Annotated in this window: 15 protein-coding genes and 2 pseudogenes; 4 read left to right on the top strand and 13 right to left on the bottom strand. The window is 37.6% G+C overall.

Annotated elements, in window-relative coordinates:
• Positions 1 to 77: 77 nt before the first annotated feature.
• The 7 genes and pseudogenes from acpP to yceD form a co-directional block, all read right to left on the bottom strand.
• On the bottom strand, positions 78 to 311 hold the full coding sequence (gene acpP, locus AB2N10_RS02740) for an acyl carrier protein (protein ID WP_354625024.1): 234 nt from the start codon (positions 309 to 311) through the stop codon (positions 78 to 80).
• Positions 312 to 474: 163 nt separating this feature from the next.
• Positions 475 to 1209, bottom strand: a complete 735-nt coding sequence (gene fabG / locus AB2N10_RS02735; protein ID WP_354625023.1) for a 3-oxoacyl-ACP reductase FabG — start codon at positions 1207 to 1209, stop codon at positions 475 to 477.
• Positions 1209 to 2152 (bottom strand): annotated as a pseudogene (gene fabD / locus AB2N10_RS02730) (ACP S-malonyltransferase). The gene fabG and the pseudogene fabD overlap by 1 nt, the downstream one beginning before the upstream one ends.
• A gap of 205 nt (positions 2153 to 2357) precedes the next feature.
• Positions 2358 to 3317, bottom strand: a complete 960-nt coding sequence (locus tag AB2N10_RS02725) for a beta-ketoacyl-ACP synthase III (protein WP_369434271.1) — start codon at positions 3315 to 3317, stop codon at positions 2358 to 2360.
• A complete protein-coding gene (gene plsX, locus AB2N10_RS02720) occupies positions 3310 to 4350 on the bottom strand; it encodes a phosphate acyltransferase PlsX (RefSeq protein WP_369434270.1) in 1041 nt (346 codons plus the stop codon). Before plsX ends, AB2N10_RS02725 begins: the two co-directional genes overlap by 8 nt.
• A gap of 7 nt (positions 4351 to 4357) precedes the next feature.
• A complete protein-coding gene (rpmF, locus tag AB2N10_RS02715; RefSeq protein ID WP_354625020.1) occupies positions 4358 to 4531 on the bottom strand; it encodes a 50S ribosomal protein L32 in 174 nt (57 codons plus the stop codon).
• An 18-nt stretch (positions 4532 to 4549) separates the two neighbouring features.
• A complete protein-coding gene (gene yceD, locus AB2N10_RS02710) occupies positions 4550 to 5071 on the bottom strand; it encodes a 23S rRNA accumulation protein YceD (RefSeq protein WP_354625019.1) in 522 nt (173 codons plus the stop codon).
• A 126-nt stretch (positions 5072 to 5197) separates the two neighbouring features.
• Between yceD and AB2N10_RS02705 the strand changes: the two genes are divergently transcribed.
• Positions 5198 to 5779, top strand: a complete 582-nt coding sequence (locus AB2N10_RS02705; protein WP_354625018.1) for a nucleoside triphosphate pyrophosphatase — start codon at positions 5198 to 5200, stop codon at positions 5777 to 5779.
• A 143-nt stretch (positions 5780 to 5922) separates the two neighbouring features.
• Here the strand turns inward: AB2N10_RS02705 and uvrB are convergent, their stop codons facing one another.
• On the bottom strand, positions 5923 to 7935 hold the full coding sequence (gene uvrB, locus AB2N10_RS02700) for an excinuclease ABC subunit UvrB (protein WP_354625017.1): 2013 nt from the start codon (positions 7933 to 7935) through the stop codon (positions 5923 to 5925).
• A gap of 874 nt (positions 7936 to 8809) precedes the next feature.
• On the opposite strand from uvrB, the gene AB2N10_RS02695 reads away from it, so the two are divergent.
• Positions 8810 to 9400, top strand: a complete 591-nt coding sequence (locus AB2N10_RS02695; protein WP_354625016.1) for a YajG family lipoprotein — start codon at positions 8810 to 8812, stop codon at positions 9398 to 9400.
• A 15-nt stretch (positions 9401 to 9415) separates the two neighbouring features.
• Positions 9416 to 9967 (top strand): peptidylprolyl isomerase, encoded by a 552-nt coding sequence (locus tag AB2N10_RS02690; RefSeq protein WP_354625015.1) that lies wholly within the window; start codon positions 9416 to 9418, stop codon positions 9965 to 9967.
• Between the two features lie 61 nt (positions 9968 to 10028).
• Here AB2N10_RS02690 and arcB read toward each other — a convergent pair whose 3' ends face one another.
• Positions 10029 to 12281 (bottom strand): aerobic respiration two-component sensor histidine kinase ArcB, encoded by a 2253-nt coding sequence (gene arcB, locus AB2N10_RS02685; RefSeq protein ID WP_369434269.1) that lies wholly within the window; start codon positions 12279 to 12281, stop codon positions 10029 to 10031.
• Between the two features lie 290 nt (positions 12282 to 12571).
• Between arcB and folE2 the strand changes: the two are divergent.
• A pseudogene (gene folE2, locus AB2N10_RS02680) lies at positions 12572 to 13491 on the top strand (GTP cyclohydrolase FolE2).
• Between the two features lie 76 nt (positions 13492 to 13567).
• On the opposite strand, the gene AB2N10_RS02675 reads toward folE2, so the two are convergent.
• From AB2N10_RS02675 to tyrS, 4 genes are all read right to left on the bottom strand, one after another.
• Positions 13568 to 14875, bottom strand: a complete 1308-nt coding sequence (locus AB2N10_RS02675; protein WP_369434268.1) for a diguanylate cyclase — start codon at positions 14873 to 14875, stop codon at positions 13568 to 13570.
• Between the two features lie 348 nt (positions 14876 to 15223).
• Complete coding sequence (locus AB2N10_RS02670; RefSeq protein ID WP_369434267.1) at positions 15224 to 17746, bottom strand: diguanylate cyclase; 2523 nt, start codon at positions 17744 to 17746, stop codon at positions 15224 to 15226.
• A 404-nt stretch (positions 17747 to 18150) separates the two neighbouring features.
• Complete coding sequence (locus tag AB2N10_RS02665) at positions 18151 to 19056, bottom strand: TIGR01212 family radical SAM protein (protein ID WP_354625009.1); 906 nt, start codon at positions 19054 to 19056, stop codon at positions 18151 to 18153.
• A gap of 83 nt (positions 19057 to 19139) precedes the next feature.
• Complete coding sequence (gene tyrS / locus AB2N10_RS02660; RefSeq protein WP_354625008.1) at positions 19140 to 20408, bottom strand: tyrosine--tRNA ligase; 1269 nt, start codon at positions 20406 to 20408, stop codon at positions 19140 to 19142.
• Positions 20409 to 20434 lie beyond the last annotated feature (26 nt).

The following is a 20434-nucleotide window of genomic DNA, read 5'->3' as shown; positions in this document are numbered from 1 at the left end:
TGAACCGCTAAAGACACAAAAGGCGGTCATAGGACCGCCTTTTAAAAATACACAATCATTCAGAGTTGAATGAATTATTAAGCGTTGTTTACAATGTAATCAATAGCTGATTGAACAGTTGTGATTTTCTCAGCTTCTTCATCTGGAATTTCTGTATCAAACTCTTCTTCAAGAGCCATTACAAGCTCAACTGTATCTAGAGAATCAGCTCCAAGATCGTCAACGAAAGAAGCTTCGTTTTTAACTTCGTCTAGTTGAACACCTAGTTGTTCAACGATGATGTTTCTTACGCGTTCTTCGATATTGCTCATTTTTATTTTCCTTTGTGGATACGCTGTTGCGTTATTTAGTTGCGACAGTTTATTCTATCACGTTTAATATTCAAGTATTCTATTGCTGGTTAGACCACTTTTTTTGGATCTTAATCAATAAAGATATAAATTCCAACCATTTTCACCAATTTAGCGGTCAATTTTAGACCATATACATGCCGCCATTAACGTGAATTGTTTCACCATTAATGTAAGCTGCGCCTTCTGATGCAAGAAATACAACCGTTGCAGCAATCTCTTTCGGATCACCTAAACGACCTGCAGGTACAGCAGAAAGTGTCGCTGCACGTTGCTCTTCTGTTAATGCTTTAGTCATATCAGTTTCAATAAACCCAGGAGCTACTGTATTAACAGTAATACCACGGCTTGCCACTTCTCGTGCTAAAGACTTAGTAAAGCCAATCACACCCGCTTTTGCAGCAGCATAGTTAGCCTGCCCTGCATTGCCCATAGTACCAACAACAGAGCCGACGTTAATTATACGTCCATGACGTTTTTTCATCATTGGACGCAATGCCGCTTTACTCATTTTAAAGATGGGCGTTAAATTCGTGTTAATGATATCATTCCACTCATCATCTTTCATACGCATCAATAAGTTATCACGAGTAATGCCAGCGTTATTGACTAACACATCAACAGCCCCATATTGTGCTTTGATCTCATCAAAAAGTGTACTGATAGAATCTGTTTCTGTTACATTTAGCACAAATCCTTTACCTGCATCACTTAAATATTCACTGATCGCTGCTGCGCCATTTTCACTCGTCGCTGTACCAAGTACCGTTGCACCTAATGCAACGAAACTTTCAGCAATAGCACGTCCTATACCACGACTTGCACCCGTTACTAATACCACTTGACCTTTCATACTCATTATTGTGCTCCTTTAACTGCTGCCAGTGATTGCTCAAGGCTAGCATTATCATTGATAAAACTGGCAGTAAAACTCTTATCGATACGTCGTACAAGGCCGCTTAACACTTTACCAGGTCCAGCTTCAACTTGTAGTGTGATCCCCTCTGCCGCCATTTTTTCAATCGTTTCTGTCCAACGAACAGGTGAAAATAACTGACGAACTAAGGCGTCTTTAATTTTAGCGGCATCCGTTTCTGCAACGACATCGACATTATTAATAACAGCCATTGTCGGTGTTTTAAATTCAATGTCTTGCAGCGCAACAGCTAATTTCTCTGCGGCAGGTTTCATCAATGCACAGTGTGAAGGAACACTAACAGGTAAAGGAAGTACGCGCTTTGCACCAGCTTCTTTTAATAATAGACCCGCTCGTTCTACCGCTTCTTTATTGCCCGCAATAACAACTTGTCCTGGAGAATTAAAGTTAACAGGAGAAACAACTTGTCCCTGTGCTGCATTTTCACAACAGGTTGCAATAACATCGTTATCTAAACCAATAATGGCAGCCATAGCCCCTGTTCAGCAGGCACAGCCTGTTGCATTAATTGACCGCGTAACTCAACGAGTTTAATGGCATCTTGAAAATTAATAACACCTGCACACACTAAAGCGGAATATTCGCCTAAGCTATGACCAGCAATAACGGTGGGCTTTATACCACCCTGCTCTTCCCAAACACGCCAAATAGCGACTGATGCCGCAAGTAATGCAGGTTGTGTTTTATCTGTCTGATTCAACGATTCGCTCGGACCTTGTTGCACCAGCGCCCATAAATCATAACCTAGTGCAGCACTTGCTTCTTTATAGGTGTCTACAACAACAGGAAATGTCTCTGCTAGTTCAGCTAGCATAGCAACACTTTGCGAGCCTTGCCCAGGAAAGGCAAAAGTAAAGTTTGTCATATTTTAAATTCCTATGAATATAACTGTTTTTAGACTAAACCCACTCATCAAATACTCTATTTAGGCATAGGAAAAATGAATGAAAATAATCATTAAGTATGCGCTTCTGATTAAACAATGAATAACCAAGGTGAAACACTGTTTCACCTTAAGCTAACATCCATTTTAACAAGCATTAATAAGTAGGTAATTACTGAATTGAGTGTTACATACGGAGCAAGGCACTACCCCATGTAAACCCACCACCAAATGCCTCTAGTAAAACTAGCTGACCGGGTTTGATTTTGCCACTACGAATGCCTTCATCTAGCGCCAAGGGCACTGATGCAGCAGAAGTATTGCCATGTTTATCAAGCGTTAGAATAACTTGATCCATGGACATCCCTAATTTTTTAGCCGTAGCACTGATAATTCGCTGGTTCGCTTGATGAGGAACCAACCAATCTAACTCTTCTTTAGCAATATTATTAGCCGCGAGAGTATCAACAACCACTTGACTTAATCTTGTCACAGCAACTTTGAAGACATCGTTTCCTGCCATTGATAAATAGGCCGTATTCAGGGTATCCATATTGCCACGCTCAACATTTGGCAATTTTAATAAATCACCATAACGGCCATCGGCATTGATATGAGTCGATAAAATGCCCACTTCGGTGGTTGCACTAACAATAGCCGCCCCAGCACCATCACCAAATAAAATGACTGTTGAGCGATCCGTTGGATCACAGGTATTAGCTAAACTATCGGCACCAATGACAAGAATGTTTTTAGCACCACCAGCTTTAATAAAATTATCGGCAATGCTTAATGCATAGGTAAACCCAGCACAGGCCGCAGCAACATCAAAAGCGGGGATATTATAAATGCCTAATAAATTTTGTACTTCACAGGCAGCAGAAGGGAAAGCGTTATGATTACTGGTCGTTGCGACAATAATCATATCTAAATCTGACGCGGTTAAACTCGCAGCTTGCAATGCATTAACCGCCGCCTCTTTTCCCATAAAGGCGATTGTTTCTTGTTTGTTTGCGATACGGCGCTCTTTAATACCCGTACGTGTCGTGATCCATTCATCACTCGTGTCGACCATTTTCTCTAAATCGTCGTTTGTACGTATCGCTGCCGGTAAATAGCTACCAGTACCTATAATTTTACTATTCATGTGATAAACAATCTCGCTCTGATAAAACAGTTTCTAACGTCTCAGCTACACACGCAGGGATTTGCCATTGAATCTCTTTGATCGCTTGTTCAATGGCATAGGTAAATGCAACTTCATTTGCACTACCATGACTTTTAACAACAATACCGCGTAGCCCAATTAAACTTGCTCCATTATACATATCCGGATGCAAATGTTTTAACTGCTTTTTTAAAATTGGATTTAATAACCTACCTAACAGTTTACTATAAAAGTTTGTATTCAGTGCTTTATTTAACTGCGATAGATAGACACGGCCCATCCCCTCATAACTTTTTAATGCAACGTTACCACTAAAACCATCGGTTACAACCACATCGGCTTGGCAGGAAAAGATATCGTTCGCCTCAATAAAACCAATGTAATTCACATGCGGAGTCTGCTTTAACAAATCAGCACAGCGTTTAATTATATCATTACCTTTATTATTTTCTTTACCCACATTAAGCAGGGCAACGGTAGGACTTTTAATTTGCTCTACCTTTTCACAAAGTACACTGCCCATAATCGCGAAATTAAACAAAGTGTCACTATCACACTGTAAAATAGCGCCCAAGTCTAAAAGATAAGTGTGGCCAGCACAATTATTGGGCAAACCAGAGACTAATGCGGGTCGAGAGATACCAGGCAAGGTTTTCAATGCCTGTTTTGCTAACAACATTAGCGCCCCTGTATTACCGGCACTAACACATGCATCCGCCTTTCCCTGGGCCACCAAATCTAATGCGAGGTGCATAGATGTACCTGAAACATGGCGTAAAACATATACGGGATTATCTTCCATAGAGATAAACGTATCTGTATGAATAACATGCAAACGAGGATGATTTAGAAGATTATGCTTTTGTAAAAAAGGGTGTAACAGTGTTTGGTTGCCAACTATCAATATTGACAGATTGGTATGTAACTGAAGTGATTTTTTAGCCGCTAAAATAGGAATATGGGGACCGACATCGCCCCCCATGACATCAAGCGCAATAGTAAATTTACGCAAAGTAATCTTATAGGTCGATTACTTTTCTGCCTCTGTAAAAACCATCAGCAGTCATGTGATGACGACGATGAGTTTCACCAGATGTAGAGTCTACAGAAAGTTGAGCACCTGCACCTAGTGCATCATGTGAACGACGCATACCACGTTTTGAAGGAGTCTTACGACTTTTTTGTACTGCCATTTTTAAAATTCCTGCTTGTTACTTGTGCTTTAGCTTAGCTAATGCATCAAATGGGTTGGGACGCTGTTCTTCTTCATCAATTTCACCAAAGGTAACTTCGTACGCTCCGAGCTGACAATCCTCTATTGCATGTTTTGCAATTTGCGGAAGAGCCAGAATCAGTTCGTCTTCAACAACCTGATAAAGATTTACCTCTCCATTTTCATCATAGTAAATGGGTTCATAGGCGTCTGGTAAATTATTTTCCTGTTCTTGGTTATGAACGGGACAATACGTAAATTCAGCTTCACACTGATAAAGCATAGGCTCACTGCACCGTTGACAAATGAGTTCTACTTCAACACTAGCTTTGCCATGAAATATTCTCAGCTTTTGCTTATCAATATCAAATGAAAAAGTCGTGTTGATATCAGACTGAACGCTGATTGTTGACTCTGCCAATCTGTTCAAAAACGACTTAGGAATATGAGCATCAAGTTCCAGTTGTTTTTGAGCAGCGCGAACAGGATCAACGCTAATCGGTAATTTAACCTTTTGCATGGGCGCGAATAATATAGTTTGCTGTTAAGATAGTCAAAGAAAAAGCGACATTTTTTATTATGTTATCGCTTTATTATTTTCAAGCCCATAGAATAACACAATTCATAGATAAAAAAAGAGGCCAATATGCCCCAATTTCTTGTTTTAGCATCCACCTCCCCCTTTCGAAAGCAACTACTGGAAAAATTGCATCTAGCATTTTTAACCGACAAACCCAATGTTGATGAAACCGCCTTGCCCAGTGAAAATGCACAACAATTAGTGACGCGTTTAGCTATACAAAAAGCACAGGCTGTCACAGACAAATATGAGCATGCATTGATTATCGGCAGTGACCAAGTCTGCGTGAATGACGGTGTTATTTTAGGCAAACCAGGTAACTTTGAAAACGCATTTAAGCAGCTCAAAGCCGCCAGTGGTAAACGCATCACCTTTTATACGGGTCTCGCTTTAGTTAACAGTGCAACGGGACGAGTTCAGTCTCTGGTTGAGCCTTATACCGTGCAATTTAGAGAGTTGAGTGATGCAATGATCACTCGTTACCTAGAAAAAGAACAACCGTACAATTGCGCAGGCAGCTTTAAAAGTGAGGGGTATGGTATCGCCCTATTTGACTCTTTTGAAGGCAAAGATCCCAATAGTTTAATCGGCTTACCACTCATATCGCTAATTAAAATGCTAGAGAACGAAAACTTTTCCGTCATTTAATATATCAATGCAACTTGAAGATGACTGATATAACATATTCAAGTTGCATGTATCTTCTATCATGACAAAATTTTCCATCTTGCCATTATCTCCCCAATATTTGTATTAGCAACAACTGACACTGAGGATACGTTGTACTCCCCTTACCCCATAGAAACTAATTGTTCCTGTAATTTAGTAACTTCATCCCTGATTTTTGCAGCTTGTTCAAACTCGAGTTCTTTGGCGTATGTAAACATCTGCTTTTCCAATTTAACGATCTGCTTAAGGATCTCCTGCTCACTGTTAACTTGGTAGTTGGCTTTATACTCAGCGACCTTATCTTGTTTACTATTGCCTTTTTTAAGATTGCGCTGCCCAAGTTGCAGAACATCATTGACCTGCTTATTTAAGCCTTGTGGAACAATGCCATTGGCTTGATTAAAATTATGTTGCAGAAGGCGGCGATCTTCGGTCACCTTCATCGCCTTTTGCATGGATGCCGTCACTTTGTCGGCATATAAAATGGCTTTACCTTTTAAGTTACGTGCAGCACGCCCCATGGTTTGAATTAACGAACGCTCAGAACGTAAAAAGCCCTCTTTGTCCGCATCTAATATTGCCACCAGTGAAACTTCAGGAATATCTAACCCTTCACGTAGTAAGTTGATCCCCACTAATACATCAAAAACCCCTAAGCGTAGATCGCGTATAATCTCAACACGCTCAACAGTATCAACATCGGAATGTAAATAACGTACTTTAATACCATGTTCATTAAGGTAATCGGTAAGATCTTCTGCCATGCGTTTGGTTAAGGTGGTCACTAATACACGCTCATTTAATGGTAAGCGAAGATTGATTTCCGAAAGCAGATCATCGACTTGAGTAGTAACTGGGCGCACCTCTATTTCTGGATCAAGTAATCCTGTCGGACGAATCACTTGCCGTACTACATCACCCTCTGATTTTTCAATTTCATAATCACTGGGTGTGGCAGAAACATAAATGGTTTGTGGTGCCAATTTCTCAAATTCCGCAAATTTAAGCGGACGATTATCCAAAGCCGATGGCAAACGGAAACCGTAATTCACTAAGTTTTCTTTACGGGAACGATCACCTTTGTACATAGCGCCAATTTGTGGGACGGTTACATGACTTTCATCAATAATCAACAAACCATTGTTAGGGAGGTAATCAAATAACGTCGGTGGTGCTTCACCCGGTGCGCGCCCAGACAAGTAGCGAGAATAATTTTCAATACCCGAGCAATAACCTAACTCATTCATCATTTCGATATCATATAAGGTACGCTGAGAAATACGCTGCTCTTCAATGAGTTTATTTTCAGCTAAAAACGCTTTTTTACGTTCATTGAGTTCTATTTTAATGGCCTCAACGGCTTTTAAAATTTGCTCTCTAGGCGTTACATAGTGGGTCTTAGGGTATACGGTCACACGTGTTAGTTTATCGAGCTGTTGCCCCGTTAATGGGTCAAAAATCGTTATATTTTCCACTTCATCATCAAATAATTCGATACGCAACGCCTCTTTTTCCGAATCAGCAGGAAAAATATCAATGACCTCCCCACGTACACGAAAAGTACCACGGCTTAATTCCGTTTCATTACGACTATATTGTAAATCAACCAAGCGTTGCAGAATTTCACGGCTAGAGATTATTTCACCAAGGGTGAGATGCAACATCATTTTTAAATACGCAGTGGGATCCCCTAATCCATAAATAGCAGAAACAGAGGCGACCAACACCACGTCATCACGTTCTAATAAGGCTTTAGTTGCAGATAAACGCATCTGTTCAATATGGGCATTGACCGCGGCATCTTTCTCAATAAAGGAATCAGAACTCGGTACATAGGCTTCTGGTTGATAATAATCATAATAGGAGACGAAATATTCAACGGCGTTATGGGGAAAAAAATCCTTCATTTCGCCATACAATTGCGCAGCTAAGGTCTTATTCGGTGCAAGAATCAATGTAGGGCGATTCAACTGGGCAATGGTATTGGCCAAGGTGAATGTTTTCCCTGAGCCAGTCACTCCCAAAAGCGTCTGGAAAGCGAGCCCCGATTCAATACCATCAACGAGTTTTTCAATCGCTTGAGGTTGATCGCCTGCAGGCGAAAATGTTGATGACAATTGAAATTTTTTTTTCATAACAGCCCTATTACAGCATATTTTATCGTTTAGATAGTTTAACACCATCTGTGATCATGTAACTGACTCTATAAATTATTTTATACTTCATTAAAAGTATATAAATACAAGCTTGATGAAAAAAAATCATCCAAAGCCTCATTTAAAACCATTATCAGCAGATTTATAGCACTATAAAGGTGCACAAAAGAAATCTTCATATGTTACAGAATCATAACAATATGGCTCAGTATTTATTTTGTTAGCATGGTAAGCGCTGCTAAAACAAACAATAAAAATTCACAACAATCAGTTGCTTGTCAATCTATTTATGCAAATAACCGAAAAAATAATTCACAGAAAAGTATTGACTTGTAGCGAAACAATTATCACAAACAAAACATCAAATATAGATTAACAACAAACACTTGACATTCTTAAGTGACTGTTTTTTAATAAATTTAATTTCCGCTTGTTTTTGCAACAACCCACGACAAAGTAAGTAATCATAAGGCTTTCAGCAACTTTTAATAAAACTCCCCACAGAGTTATCCACAGAAAAAGTGGATAACCGTGATGAAGCTAGATAACATGGGCTTTGTAGGATATTGTGAATTATTTTTTTAAATAAATTCAAAAAAGCAAAGTAATAGTTTGATCATATTTCATACAAAAAGGTAAAAAAAGCTGTAAACAGGAATTTACATGATCAATTGTTCCATAATTGTAGAAATAGAAATAAAATTAACCTTCTATTAGCCTATATTTAACATTCAATATTTATCGTGATTAAAAAGCGCACAAAAAAAATAGCAATATGTTTACAAACAAAGAATAAATCACGCCCTTTATTTGCTATGCTCTGTGTCACTAATTAGTCAGAGGATCTACTACCATGCATTTCTTGTTTAAAAAAATATCACTCCAAGTAGGGGTTGTTTGTACAGCATTATTAATGGCTTGCAGCGCTCCGTCAACCACTGTGCAACTTAATCCAGAGCTATCTATTGCAGCAACAAACAACCTAGAAAACAGCAAAGTCACTTGGCACTTAACCAGCCAAGACAGACGAATTGCGCGCCATATTATTGAAATTAGCAAGGGAGATGGCGTTGCTATGTTAGTAAATGAAAGCCAAAGCAGCCGGTTAGTCATTGAAAGGACGCTACGTGAACAATGGCAACAACAGAGCCAAAACTTCCAAGCTGATAGTAGCAATATTATTAATGTTCAATTAATTAAATTACTTGCTAAAGTCGAACAAGGTAGTGTCTCCTTTGAAAATAATGCTGACATTGTTATAAAGATAGAATTAACATTTGATAATCAGATTTTTAGCAAAACCTATAAATCACGATTTGCACAACAAGGCGTGTTTAAAGCAGATAGTGATAAATTGGCTGAACAATTAAATACGCAATTATCACAAATATTAACTGAAATCATTCAAGACCCTGAACTTAACGCTAAACTACAAAAACTCTAATCCTAAGGAATAAATATGAAATACCTGTTATCTGCTTTACTACTAATATTGAGCACCACTAGCTTTGCCGCTGGCAACCCCAGTGTAGTTATCGATACTTCACAGGGGAAAATAGCTATTGAACTTTTCCCCGACCAAGCCCCACAAAGCGTCTCTAACTTTTTAGCCTATGTAAATCAAGATGGTTTTAAAGAGACAATATTTCATCGTGTTATTAATGGTTTTATGATTCAAGGTGGTGGAGAAAATGCCACAGGAAAAAAATTTGTAACCTTTGCTGCGATTAAAAATGAATCGCGTAATGGCTTGAGTAATGAACGCGGTACGATTGCCATGGCAAGAACAAACTTCCCTCACTCAGCAACGCGACAATTCTTTATTAACCAAAAAGATAATTATTTTTTAGATGCTAAAAATGGCAATTGGGGATATGCCGTATTTGGAAAAGTGACTTCAGGGATGGATGTAGTTGATGCAATTGCAAAGGTCAAAACAAACGCGGGAGATCGTCCGACTCAACCTATCATCATTAACAGCATCACTGTTCAAAAAACAACCACAAAATAAGCGATAAAATAGTTCTTAATATGTAGGTATTAACCTAATACCTACACTAAAATAACTTAGGCTATTTTCCATGGCTAACAATCCATTTTTTTAATGTATCAATATCTCCTTCATAACTGGATTTGAACAATTCATGCCAATCATCAATATTATCCCACCAAGCAGGCAATTCTGGTGATTGAATTTTTTGCGCTAACTCCTGAAGACGTATTAAGCCGACTGAAGCAGCTGCACCTTTGATTTTATGTGCCTCACTCACTATTCCCTTTTTATCCTTAGCAATGATATTTGAATCAAGAATTTGTAAATAATCGGGTATCATCTGCGCAAAAAGAGCAACGTTTTCAAGCATTACTGACGTTGGTAGAAAATCGAACAGTTCACACAACATTGGCTCATTGATAATCGTTTCATTAACATCGTTAATCACTATAGGCATATCACTATTATCCTCCTTTTTCTGGTTCGTAAACAGTCTTACGATCATCTCATTAAAGGATTCAATCCCAAGCGGTTTTCCAAGCGCATCATCCATGCCTTGTTCGATAAACTTTTGTTTATCGGCAAAAACATTTGCCGTTAATGCCACAATAGGCGGAAGATCATCTACATATCTATGGCGCAATGCTTGGGTCACTTGATACCCATCCATATCAGGCAACTGAATATCCATTAAAATCAACTGATATTTGTTATTAGCCACTTTATCAAGTGCTTCTTGGCCATTAATAGCGCTATCTACATGGTGCCCTAGCTTTTCTAATAAAGCTTTAGCTACCACAATATTTAAATCTATATCTTCAACCAATAAAATAGATAAGGTGGGCAATGAATGGGAAATAAGTCGATTATTATGATTTGTTTCAGAACACTCTACAGGGATAGATAACTTAAATAGACTCCCTTCACCGAGGGTACTTTGTACCGTAAGCGTGCCCCCCATAGCTTTGACGATTTGTGCGGAAACAGCCAAACCAATCCCTGTTCCCGTTGCATGTCGATTACCTTTAACTTGGTAATACATCGCAAATATTTTTTCTAACTGATCAGTGGGAATACCAATACCAGTATCCTGTACCTCAAAAGTCAGTAGGCCTTGTGTTTCATTAATTGCTTCACTATAACAGTCAATGGTGACAGTGCCTTCTACTGTAAATTTCACCGCGTTAGTAATTAGATTCCAGAGCACCTGCCTAAGTCGAGTATCATCTGCTGTAATATAATTTGGCAGTAAACTTTTCTGCTGAAAACGTAATGCCAACCCCTTTTGTTCAGTTTGAATAAAAGCAAGACTTTTCAGATCGGTAATAAAATCAGGCATGTTAATATGATTACTAACTAAATTTAAGCGTCTTCGATCAAGTTTATCTAAGTCAATAATATCATTGAATATATTGCCCAATGTAATAGCACTAATATGGATAGTTTTAAGGTATTTAATTTGCTCACTGGTCAGGTTTTCATCTAACAGCATACGACTTAGTCCAACGATACCATTTAGTGGCGTACGTAATTCATGACTAATCGTCGCAATAAATGTTGTTTTATCGCGGCTAGCCTTCTCTAAAGACTCTTGGTATTTTTTACGTTCAGTAATATCACGGCCGAAACCAATGATACCAACACATTTCTTATGGCTGTTATACAAAGGTAATGCCCGTACTTCAAAATAAGCTTGTCGTCCATTAGGATAATGCAACCAATGCTCATTAATCTGCTCTTGATTCGTTTCTTGCGTTTTTAAATCTCGTTCAACGACCTGTCTGGCATAGGATTCTGGATATATATCAAAGGGTGTTAAACCTATAAGCTGCTCCTCGGTTTTTCCAGCTAACTCTTCCATCGCCTTATTGCAACTAACAAAGCATCCTTTCAAGTCACGATGAAAAAAGAGATTGGGGGAAGTATCTAAAAAGGAACGCAATAAAATAGCCGTTTCTTCAAGTTGCCTTTGGCTCTTCTGATGTTCAATAATTTCACACTCTAAAGCATCCGTTTTTTCCTGATCATTTTTTAACATCACTTGCAATTTTGCAACGGTGTTTCCTAAGCGCTGTCTGGCGTCTTCTAGATCTCCAACCACCACAGTTAAAAAATAAACAGCCCAAGGTGTAATAATTAACCCTAAAATGAAAGATCGCGATATATCGACAATATCCAAAGGTGCATTGAAGTAGTATCCTAATAAAATCTGCAAAATCGAATCGGCAGTAATAATTGCAACAGCTAAAATCAAACTAAAACGAAATGCTCCGAGTTTTTTTAATAGTGCAACGTAATAATGCACCCATGTTTTTAGAATAAATATATTCACAATGCCCCCTGAAAATTTCGAATGATTTTATTACTTTTAAAAGTGAAAGAAGGACAATTCTATCTACAATTTGATATAAAAGGCTGAAAATAAGTGACTAGTGTCATAAATCACCATAATATACCCATTTTTAATCACTTAACCAAAACAAATGGCTCAAAAAACAGCCACTTTCACTGACTGTTGATAATCCTTTGCATTTCATGGTTTTTAAATGTTTAGAAGACGTCTATAATGCAGCCTTTAAATTATCTATAAATGCTTAATCATGATTAAGGGAGTTTTACCTAATGGCAATGCCAGATATAGCAAATAGTGCACAAGCTCAAACAGAGGGTAAACTTGATCGAGTTGGCATGAGTAATATTGAGTTACCTTTAATGGTACAAACTGATGATTGCGTACCACAACAAGTAAGCGCCAAAGCTGAGGTGTTTGTGAATTTAGGCGATCCTCAAGCCAAAGGCATTCACATGTCTCGTTTGTATCTACAACTTGATCAATTATCAACAGACTCAGAGTTAACGTTAAATACATTAACAGAATTGCTCAATGGCTTCATACAAAGTCACCATGAATTAAGTCAACAGGCCTATGTGAAATTTGAGTTTGATTACCACTTACGACGCAAATCATTAATTAGTGAAAAAAGAGGCTGGAAAGCTTACCCTGTGACGATTATTGGACAGCTTATCGATACACATTTAACATTTGAAATGCAAGTTAAAGTGCCCTACTCATCCACTTGTCCTTGTTCGCTGCGTTAGCAAGACAACTTATTCAACGTGAATTTGCAAATACATATTCACAACAAACAGAAGTGAATAAAGATGAGGTGATGAATTGGTTAGGCTCAACAAAAGGGATAGTAGCAACCCCTCACAGTCAACGAAGCGTCGTAGATGTCAAAGTTAAATTAAATAAATCAAACAAATCATTCCCGGTTATTGAATTAATTGATTTAGTGGAAAGTACCTTGAAAACGCCAGTTCAAGCAGCGGTTAAACGCGAAGATGAACAAGAGTTTGCGCGTTTAAATGGACAAAATTTAATGTTCTGTGAAGATGCTGCAAGACAACTTCAGCATGTTCTTATTCCAGAAATTAAGTTTGATGACTTTTGGTTACGTGTAAATCACTATGAAAGCTTACATGCACATGATGCCGTGTCAATTACCAGTAAGGGCATTAAAGGCGGTTACTCTGCTTAATATTTGATTCAACTGGTATAAATAAAAAAAGGAGCATTTTGCTCCTTTTTTTATTTATTGTTATCTGTAATGGTTATTAGTGCACGCTAATCTGATTTCTGCCAGTTGTTATAGCAGCGTGTAATGCAGTATTAGCCTCTATCATCAAAGATTTCATCGTATTTAAATCACTTGGGAATAAACTAGATAATCCGATACTCATTGTTACAATGTCAGTAGCTTCGGAATGGTCATGTTTAAGATTTGATTTTACTACGCCCTTATGTAGAGATTGTGCGACTTTCAATGCACTCGTTGCATTACCACCTTTCATTAAGATAATAAATTTTTCACCTTCTACATGAGCAACAAAACAACCATTAATGATCGCGATCTTTTGTAAAACAGTTGCCACTGTAATTAACATATCTTCACTAGCTGCAACGCCATAATTATCAATGTAAGGTTGGAAAAAATCAACTTCACACATTAACATTGATAATAGCTCATTTTCTTTTTTACTCTCTTCCCACAGTTTTACAAAGTTATCATGAAAAGAGCCACGATCTGCTATTTTCATATCGCGAATTTTCTGTTTAAAATCTACCGAAGGAGAGTTGCTAAGCGTATCCGCTGCTGCATTTGCTTTTTCTTCGTTAGCTTTAACAGCTTCTGCACTATTATGTTTAATGGAGTCCTCTTCTGTTACTGACTCTCTATTTTCAAGTGCATTATCACTCAACTCTACATTACTTTTATGAGGAAAGATGCTTGAAACTTGATTTCGCCCATCAGCTGTCGCATCATGCAGTGCTCGATTAGCCTCACGGACCAACATTTTCATGGAATTAGGGTATACACTTGAAACACCAATGCTTAATGTAACGACTTTACTAACACTCGAATATTTATGTTCAGTTCGTGATAACTCAACAGATTTACGTAACGCTTCTGCGACTGCTAATGCTTTTTCTTCATTGCCACCTTTCATTAAAATGGCAAATTCTTCATTTTCATAACGAGCTAAGAAACAATCATGCTCTTCACATGCTTTTTTCAGAGCAAGACCAATAACAAGCAGCATGAATGAAGCGCCTTGATGGCCATAATTATCATTATAAGCTTTAAAAAAGTCTATTTCACAAAGCATGACGGAAAGTAATGTGTTTTCATCACTTGCCTCTTGCCATAATTGTGAATATTTATTGTCGAAAGCTCGACGATCTGCAATATTCATTTGCGACATCACCTGTTCAAATGCAGATATTTCTGCGCTAACAGCCTCTTCGGGTTGTTTATATTTAGCAATATTCACAACACCCATATTGTCGCCATTTTTACCTTCTAAAGAAGAAATAAATGAATCAACCTTATTTGTATCTTCAGCCTGTTTGTGTTGCGCCATAAATTATCCCTTTATTAACCTTAATTAAGTTTAAAATTTATTAAGTATTATTTAATTCATCAATGAAAACGCTTATCAACATAAGTAATAGATAAAACCATACGATCAATTATAAACTATACAGTACCATTTATTCTATCGCTATTCTTTAGCAAATAGATATTTATCAAGTAAATGTATAAAAAACACTTGCAAACTGCTCACTTAACAATCAAATTACATTGTATTCTTTAAAAAACCAGAGATCACACGATATTTGCACTTTCATCTAAGTAACTTGCTAGTCTTCACAGTTTAAATGTCTAAAACAGATAAATACTTTATTTTCAAGGATATTTGTGCCTAACATCAATGAACATAAAGTTGATCTTTTCCCGTTTGTTTTGCAATATGTAAAGCGCCTTCTGCTTCTGCTAACAATATTTTTGTCGAATTGAGATCACTTGGGAACAAACTTGATAGCCCCATACTAAGTGTAACTATACGATTAACCGATGAATAAAGATGCTCTATTTTTTCACTCACGACTTCCATGCGAATATTTTCAGCAAGTTTTAAAGCATTCGTTGCATTACCACCTTTAGTTATTATGACAAACTTATCAATATCATATCGTGCGACAAAGCAACCAAACTGTATGCAAAACTTTTCTAAAACATGACTAATGTGTTTGATCAATTGATCACCTTCTAATACTCCATAGTTGTCACAATAAGCTTTAAAGCAATCTATATCACAAACAATAAGGGTTAGCAGGTCTTCTTCTTGATATGCATCTTGCCAAAGTTGCTTAAATTGTAATTCAAAAGTATCACGGTTCGCGATACCTGTTAATTGATCATTTACCATTTTAGATTCAATCTGCACCGAAGCTAGCTGCTGTTTTTCTTGATGTTGCTTCTGCGATGTAATATCTCGCGCAGTAATAACGATCCCACTATAATCATTATCTTGATCATGGAATGCATTTTTTTCTATTTGATAGCATCTTTTTTCACCATCCACAAAAAGAAACTCTTCAAATGTGTGTGCGCTACCGGACTCTATTAACAGTTGATTTTCACGTTCAATCCAGTCTGCACGACCATCTGAAAAAACGTCACTCACTGACAAGCCTATCAAGTTTTCCATATTTACATTGATTAATTTTGCAAAGCATTTATTAGCAACCGTAATTCGTCCCGCTTGATCAAGCATAACTAGGGCATCATCTGTTACCTCTAATGTTCTGCGCAATAATGAATGTTGCACAGACAACGATTTTTCAGCTTCCAGACGTTTTAAGTGTTCTTCTTTTAGCTGTTCATTCAAATTATAAAAATCGGTAATATCACTATCAATACTTAGTACCGCAAAAATAGCCCCTTTATCATTGTATAAAGGCAATTTAACAAAATTCACTAAACTTGATGTATCATAATTTTCATTAATCCATTCTTGTTTATTGTAAATCTCTCCCAACCAAACATTAACTTCTTGCCGCTTCTGCTTTTCAATGACATGCGCAGGAAGCATATCAGCAATGCGACGCCCTGTTGCATGATTAACCGTTGTATTATGCGCTGTCGCCCAAGCTTTATTACAGCCAATGATGGTGCCTTTCGATGATTTAAAGGAAATTTGTTCCGGAATGGAATCAAGCACCTTACGCAACAACTCTCGCTCTTCAGTTAATTCGCGCTCGGCACGCAATAGGGCGGTAACATCTTTAAAATAGCAAAACCAAGCCGTTTTACCTTTATAATGAACTCTCTTTGCGCTTATCTCAACATCGTGAAAACTACCATCAACTAAAATATGTAAGCGTTGCTCATCAATTGTAACTAAATGGCTCGCTTTATTGATGAAAGAGGATAATTGTTGTTGATTTTCAATATCTTCAAAAAGATATTTATTTTTTTTGTAATGGAAAGAAAATAACGATTTAAGTTCATTATTTAAGTAATAGATGTCCTGGCCATCTAATGAAAAAATAGCTAATGGATAGGGAGATGAGTCTAAAATATTTTTAAATTCTTTATCCTTACGGCGTCTCCTATGGCTAAAGATAATTACCAGCAACATAAAAAAGAGAAAAACAAATAATTTAGTTGCCATATCTTTAGAAACGCCCCATATAGGATTTTCAGCATTTTCTAGCAACAAATGGGTATTATCTTCGACTTGCTCAAGCTGATTTCCCCAATTTATCCAATCTAATACAAGTTCTCGCTCAATAGGAACATAAACAAAGAAGGGTTTAGATGTAATATAGTGAGAACTTTTTTCAAATAGCAAAGAAATAATACGATCAACAATATGACGCACTCCCTGACCACTATTAAACAAAATAAAAGCATCTAATTTGCCACTATATATATCAACAAATAAGTCCAATAAACCGGGATACTCTTTGTATACTACCTGCGTGTTGTTGCCGAAAACTAATATTTGCTGAGCCCGAGGAAACAAGCCCCCAACAATTAAAGCTCCTCCATCGAGACCGATGCGATGCTCAATATCTTGCTTATGGGAAGATAAATAGTAAAAATCAGCTTTAAAATCAAATAGCAATTCTTTTTCTAATGAAGCTAAATTCTGCTCTTTCGCCAGCAAGCCGCTATAAATAGCAATAGGATTCGAATTCAATAAATAAAAGAGAGATTCATTGTTGTAGGGATGAAAATTAACTGCAATATCGCTCTGTGTTGACCATAATTGCCAATAATCTACAACGACTCCCTGCGCTTTTTGATTAGCATCAAATCCAGAATAGGGGAGGTTTTGGTCAATGTAAACGTTAAGCACTGACGGCTTTTCTGTCTCATTTAACGCAGCATGAGCAGACATAAAACAGATTAATAAAGGGAAAACAGAAAAAAATTTCATCATAGTAAAATCCAGTTCAGTATGAATTAAAAAAATTTATTTCATTGGCAAATTTCAATCGGCAATAGCGAGATAAATTTAAATATTCCTTAAGATATCGTATACCCATATTAGCTCAATATGCTTTGCTATACGCTAGTTCGGATACCAGTTCAAGACGTAACATAAGGTAAATTTTATTCACTTTCACGCATTACAGCGTAACGCACGTTTTCAGTCTGGCGCCACATAAAGCAAGGAAAATAACAGTAATTGGTTTTGTTAAAAATTGCTATGTCGTATAACGATACTTCTATTTTAAGCCTCGCATCTCGGTACACTTTTTCTTGCTGACTTTGCATTTTGAAGTCGCAGGCTATATAAACCACTAATAATACACTTATTTTAAATAAAAATACGCATACTTATTATAAAGCACTTCCCTGTCCACCGAGTTGTTGCATCAGTTTGGCCATTCTATTCTGTACAGGCCAGCGTTTTTCACTCCACATAGGCGCAAGTAACTCACTGCGTTTTGCCGTCGCTGAAATACGATGATAAACAATATGAGCCGGGGTATGACGAATTAAAGAGACCGCTGCTTGACTATACTCTTCTAATGTCAACGTAGCTAATCGCCCCGCTTGCCATGCTTTTTCCATTATAGCACCTCGTACGATATGCAAGGGGTGTAATTTTAACCCATCAACGCCTGTCGCAACTACTTGATTTAACGTTTGTTGGTAATCGCTCTGCTGCTCATTAGGCAATCCTAGTATTAAATGCGTACATACTTTTATCCCCCTCGCTCGCGCTTTTACACAAACCGCCTCATATTCAGCAAAACCATGACCACGATTAATACGTTTAAGCGTTTTATCATTCGCTGACTGTAACCCTAACTCTAGCCATACCTCGTAACCACGAAAAAGATAACTGCTTAATAAATTTAAAACCTCATCGGAGACACAATCAGGACGTGTACCAACGCAAAGACCTACGATGTTACTATTTAGCGTTGCTTGTTCATATAATGATGCTAATTGCTCTATTTCTGCATAGGTACTTGTATATGCTTGAAAATAAGCTAGATATTTAGTCGCTTTATGGATCACTTCTTGAGCGCGAAGCTGTAATTGATTTTCGATGCTATATGCAGCTTGTCCTTCATCGGCAAAGGCAGCAACACTACAAAAAGTACAGCCGCCTAACCCTAACGTACCATCACGATTAGGACAGCTAAAGTTCCCATGCAATGTTAATTTATGTACTTTTTCCCCATAGCGAAGCTTCAAATCTGCTCCTAAGGTTGTCACAAAGTCAGTGAGCTGCATCAAATGATTCCAAATAAAAAGCCGTTATAGCGGACGTTGAGCTATAACGGCTTTGTAATAACAAATTCAATAAATTATCTTACTTACCAAATAAATAGGTTAAATAGACGTTTACCACGTTTCATCAATGTATATTTACCATATAAAGCATCGGCTTTATAAAGTACGGCTTCACTATTAACTTGTTTCTCACCGTTAACACTCACCGCACCGTTGTTAATAAATTCACGCGCCATTTTATTGGACTTAGCCAATTCACAACTAGTGAGTAATTCAACTAATGATTTTTGTTCACCTTCAACGAGCGTCGTTGGCAACCCATCCTGCGCGAGCTGCGCTAGATCAGATTCACACAATTGACTTAAATCACCAGAAAATAGTGCTTCAGTAATACGTTGTGCCGATGCAAGCCCAGCTTCACCATGAACGATACGGGTCACTTCTTGAGCAAGAATTGTCTGCCCTTCTGGACGTCCGGCTATGGTTTTATCCTTTTCTTCGATAGCGGCGATCTGTTCGATAGACAAAAAGGTAAAGTATCTTAGAAATTTATAAACATCAGCATCTAGTGTGGTGATCCAAAATTGGTAAAAGGCATAGGGAGATGTTTTCTCTGCGTCTAACCAAATAGTACCCGACTCGGTTTTACCAAATTTAGTGCCATCCGCTTTAGTTACCAAAGGAAGCGTTAGGCCAAATACTTTCTCTTTATTCATACGGCGAGTTAGTTCAATTCCCCCAGTGATATTTCCCCACTGATCAGAACCACCAATTTGTAATGAGCAACCGTTTGCTTTATTTAGTGCAGCAAAATCATAGGATTGTAATAACATGTAACTGAATTCAGTAAATGAAATACCCGAACCTTCGCGTTCAATACGTTGTTTAACCGATTCCTTTTGAATCATTGCATTCACACTAAAATGTTTACCCACATCGCGTAAAAATGAAATACTATCCATTTTACCGATCCAATCAAGGTTATTAACCACTTCAGCTGAGTTCTCTTGATCACCAAATTCAATAAAAGCACTCACTTGTGTTTTTATTTTGCTCACCCAACTTTCTACTATGTCATCACTGTTGAGTTTACGTTCTGCGGCTTTAAAACTTGGATCGCCAATTAAACCTGTTGCGCCACCCACTAACGCCAACGGTTTATGCCCTGCTTGTTGAAAACGTTTTAACGTTAAAAGCGGCACTAAGCTACCTATATGCAAACTGTCCGCCGTTGGATCGAAACCACAATAGAGAGTTTTACAGCCTTCCGATAGATGTTCATGTAATTCTTCATCAGCTGTTGTTTGCGCAACAAGTCCGCGTGCTTTTAAATCTTCAAGTAAGGCATTCATCTATTTTTTCCTAGTTTAGCTTGATC

The sequence above is a fragment of the Psychromonas sp. MME1 genome, assembly GCF_041080865.1.
GTDB lineage: Bacteria > Pseudomonadota > Gammaproteobacteria > Enterobacterales > Psychromonadaceae > Psychromonas.
Note: the sequence above shows the minus strand (reverse complement) of the source record. Positions and strands in the feature narration are given on the sequence as shown.

Coding starts and splice junctions, on each gene's coding strand:
- acpP (WP_354625024.1), bottom strand. CDS start 311: ATGAGCAATATCGAAGAACGCGTAAGAAACATCATCGTTGAACAACTA.
- fabG (WP_354625023.1), bottom strand. CDS start 1,209: ATGAGTATGAAAGGTCAAGTGGTATTAGTAACGGGTGCAAGTCGTGGT.
- AB2N10_RS02725 (WP_369434271.1), bottom strand. CDS start 3,317: ATGAATAGTAAAATTATAGGTACTGGTAGCTATTTACCGGCAGCGATA.
- rpmF (WP_354625020.1), bottom strand. CDS start 4,531: ATGGCAGTACAAAAAAGTCGTAAGACTCCTTCAAAACGTGGTATGCGT.
- yceD (WP_354625019.1), bottom strand. CDS start 5,071: ATGCAAAAGGTTAAATTACCGATTAGCGTTGATCCTGTTCGCGCTGCT.
- AB2N10_RS02705 (WP_354625018.1), top strand. CDS start 5,198: ATGCCCCAATTTCTTGTTTTAGCATCCACCTCCCCCTTTCGAAAGCAA.
- uvrB (WP_354625017.1), bottom strand. CDS start 7,935: ATGAAAAAAAAATTTCAATTGTCATCAACATTTTCGCCTGCAGGCGAT.
- AB2N10_RS02695 (WP_354625016.1), top strand. CDS start 8,810: ATGCATTTCTTGTTTAAAAAAATATCACTCCAAGTAGGGGTTGTTTGT.
- AB2N10_RS02690 (WP_354625015.1), top strand. CDS start 9,416: ATGAAATACCTGTTATCTGCTTTACTACTAATATTGAGCACCACTAGC.
- AB2N10_RS02675 (WP_369434268.1), bottom strand. CDS start 14,875: ATGGCGCAACACAAACAGGCTGAAGATACAAATAAGGTTGATTCATTT.
- AB2N10_RS02670 (WP_369434267.1), bottom strand. CDS start 17,746: ATGATGAAATTTTTTTCTGTTTTCCCTTTATTAATCTGTTTTATGTCT.
- AB2N10_RS02665 (WP_354625009.1), bottom strand. CDS start 19,056: ATGCAGCTCACTGACTTTGTGACAACCTTAGGAGCAGATTTGAAGCTT.
- tyrS (WP_354625008.1), bottom strand. CDS start 20,408: ATGAATGCCTTACTTGAAGATTTAAAAGCACGCGGACTTGTTGCGCAA.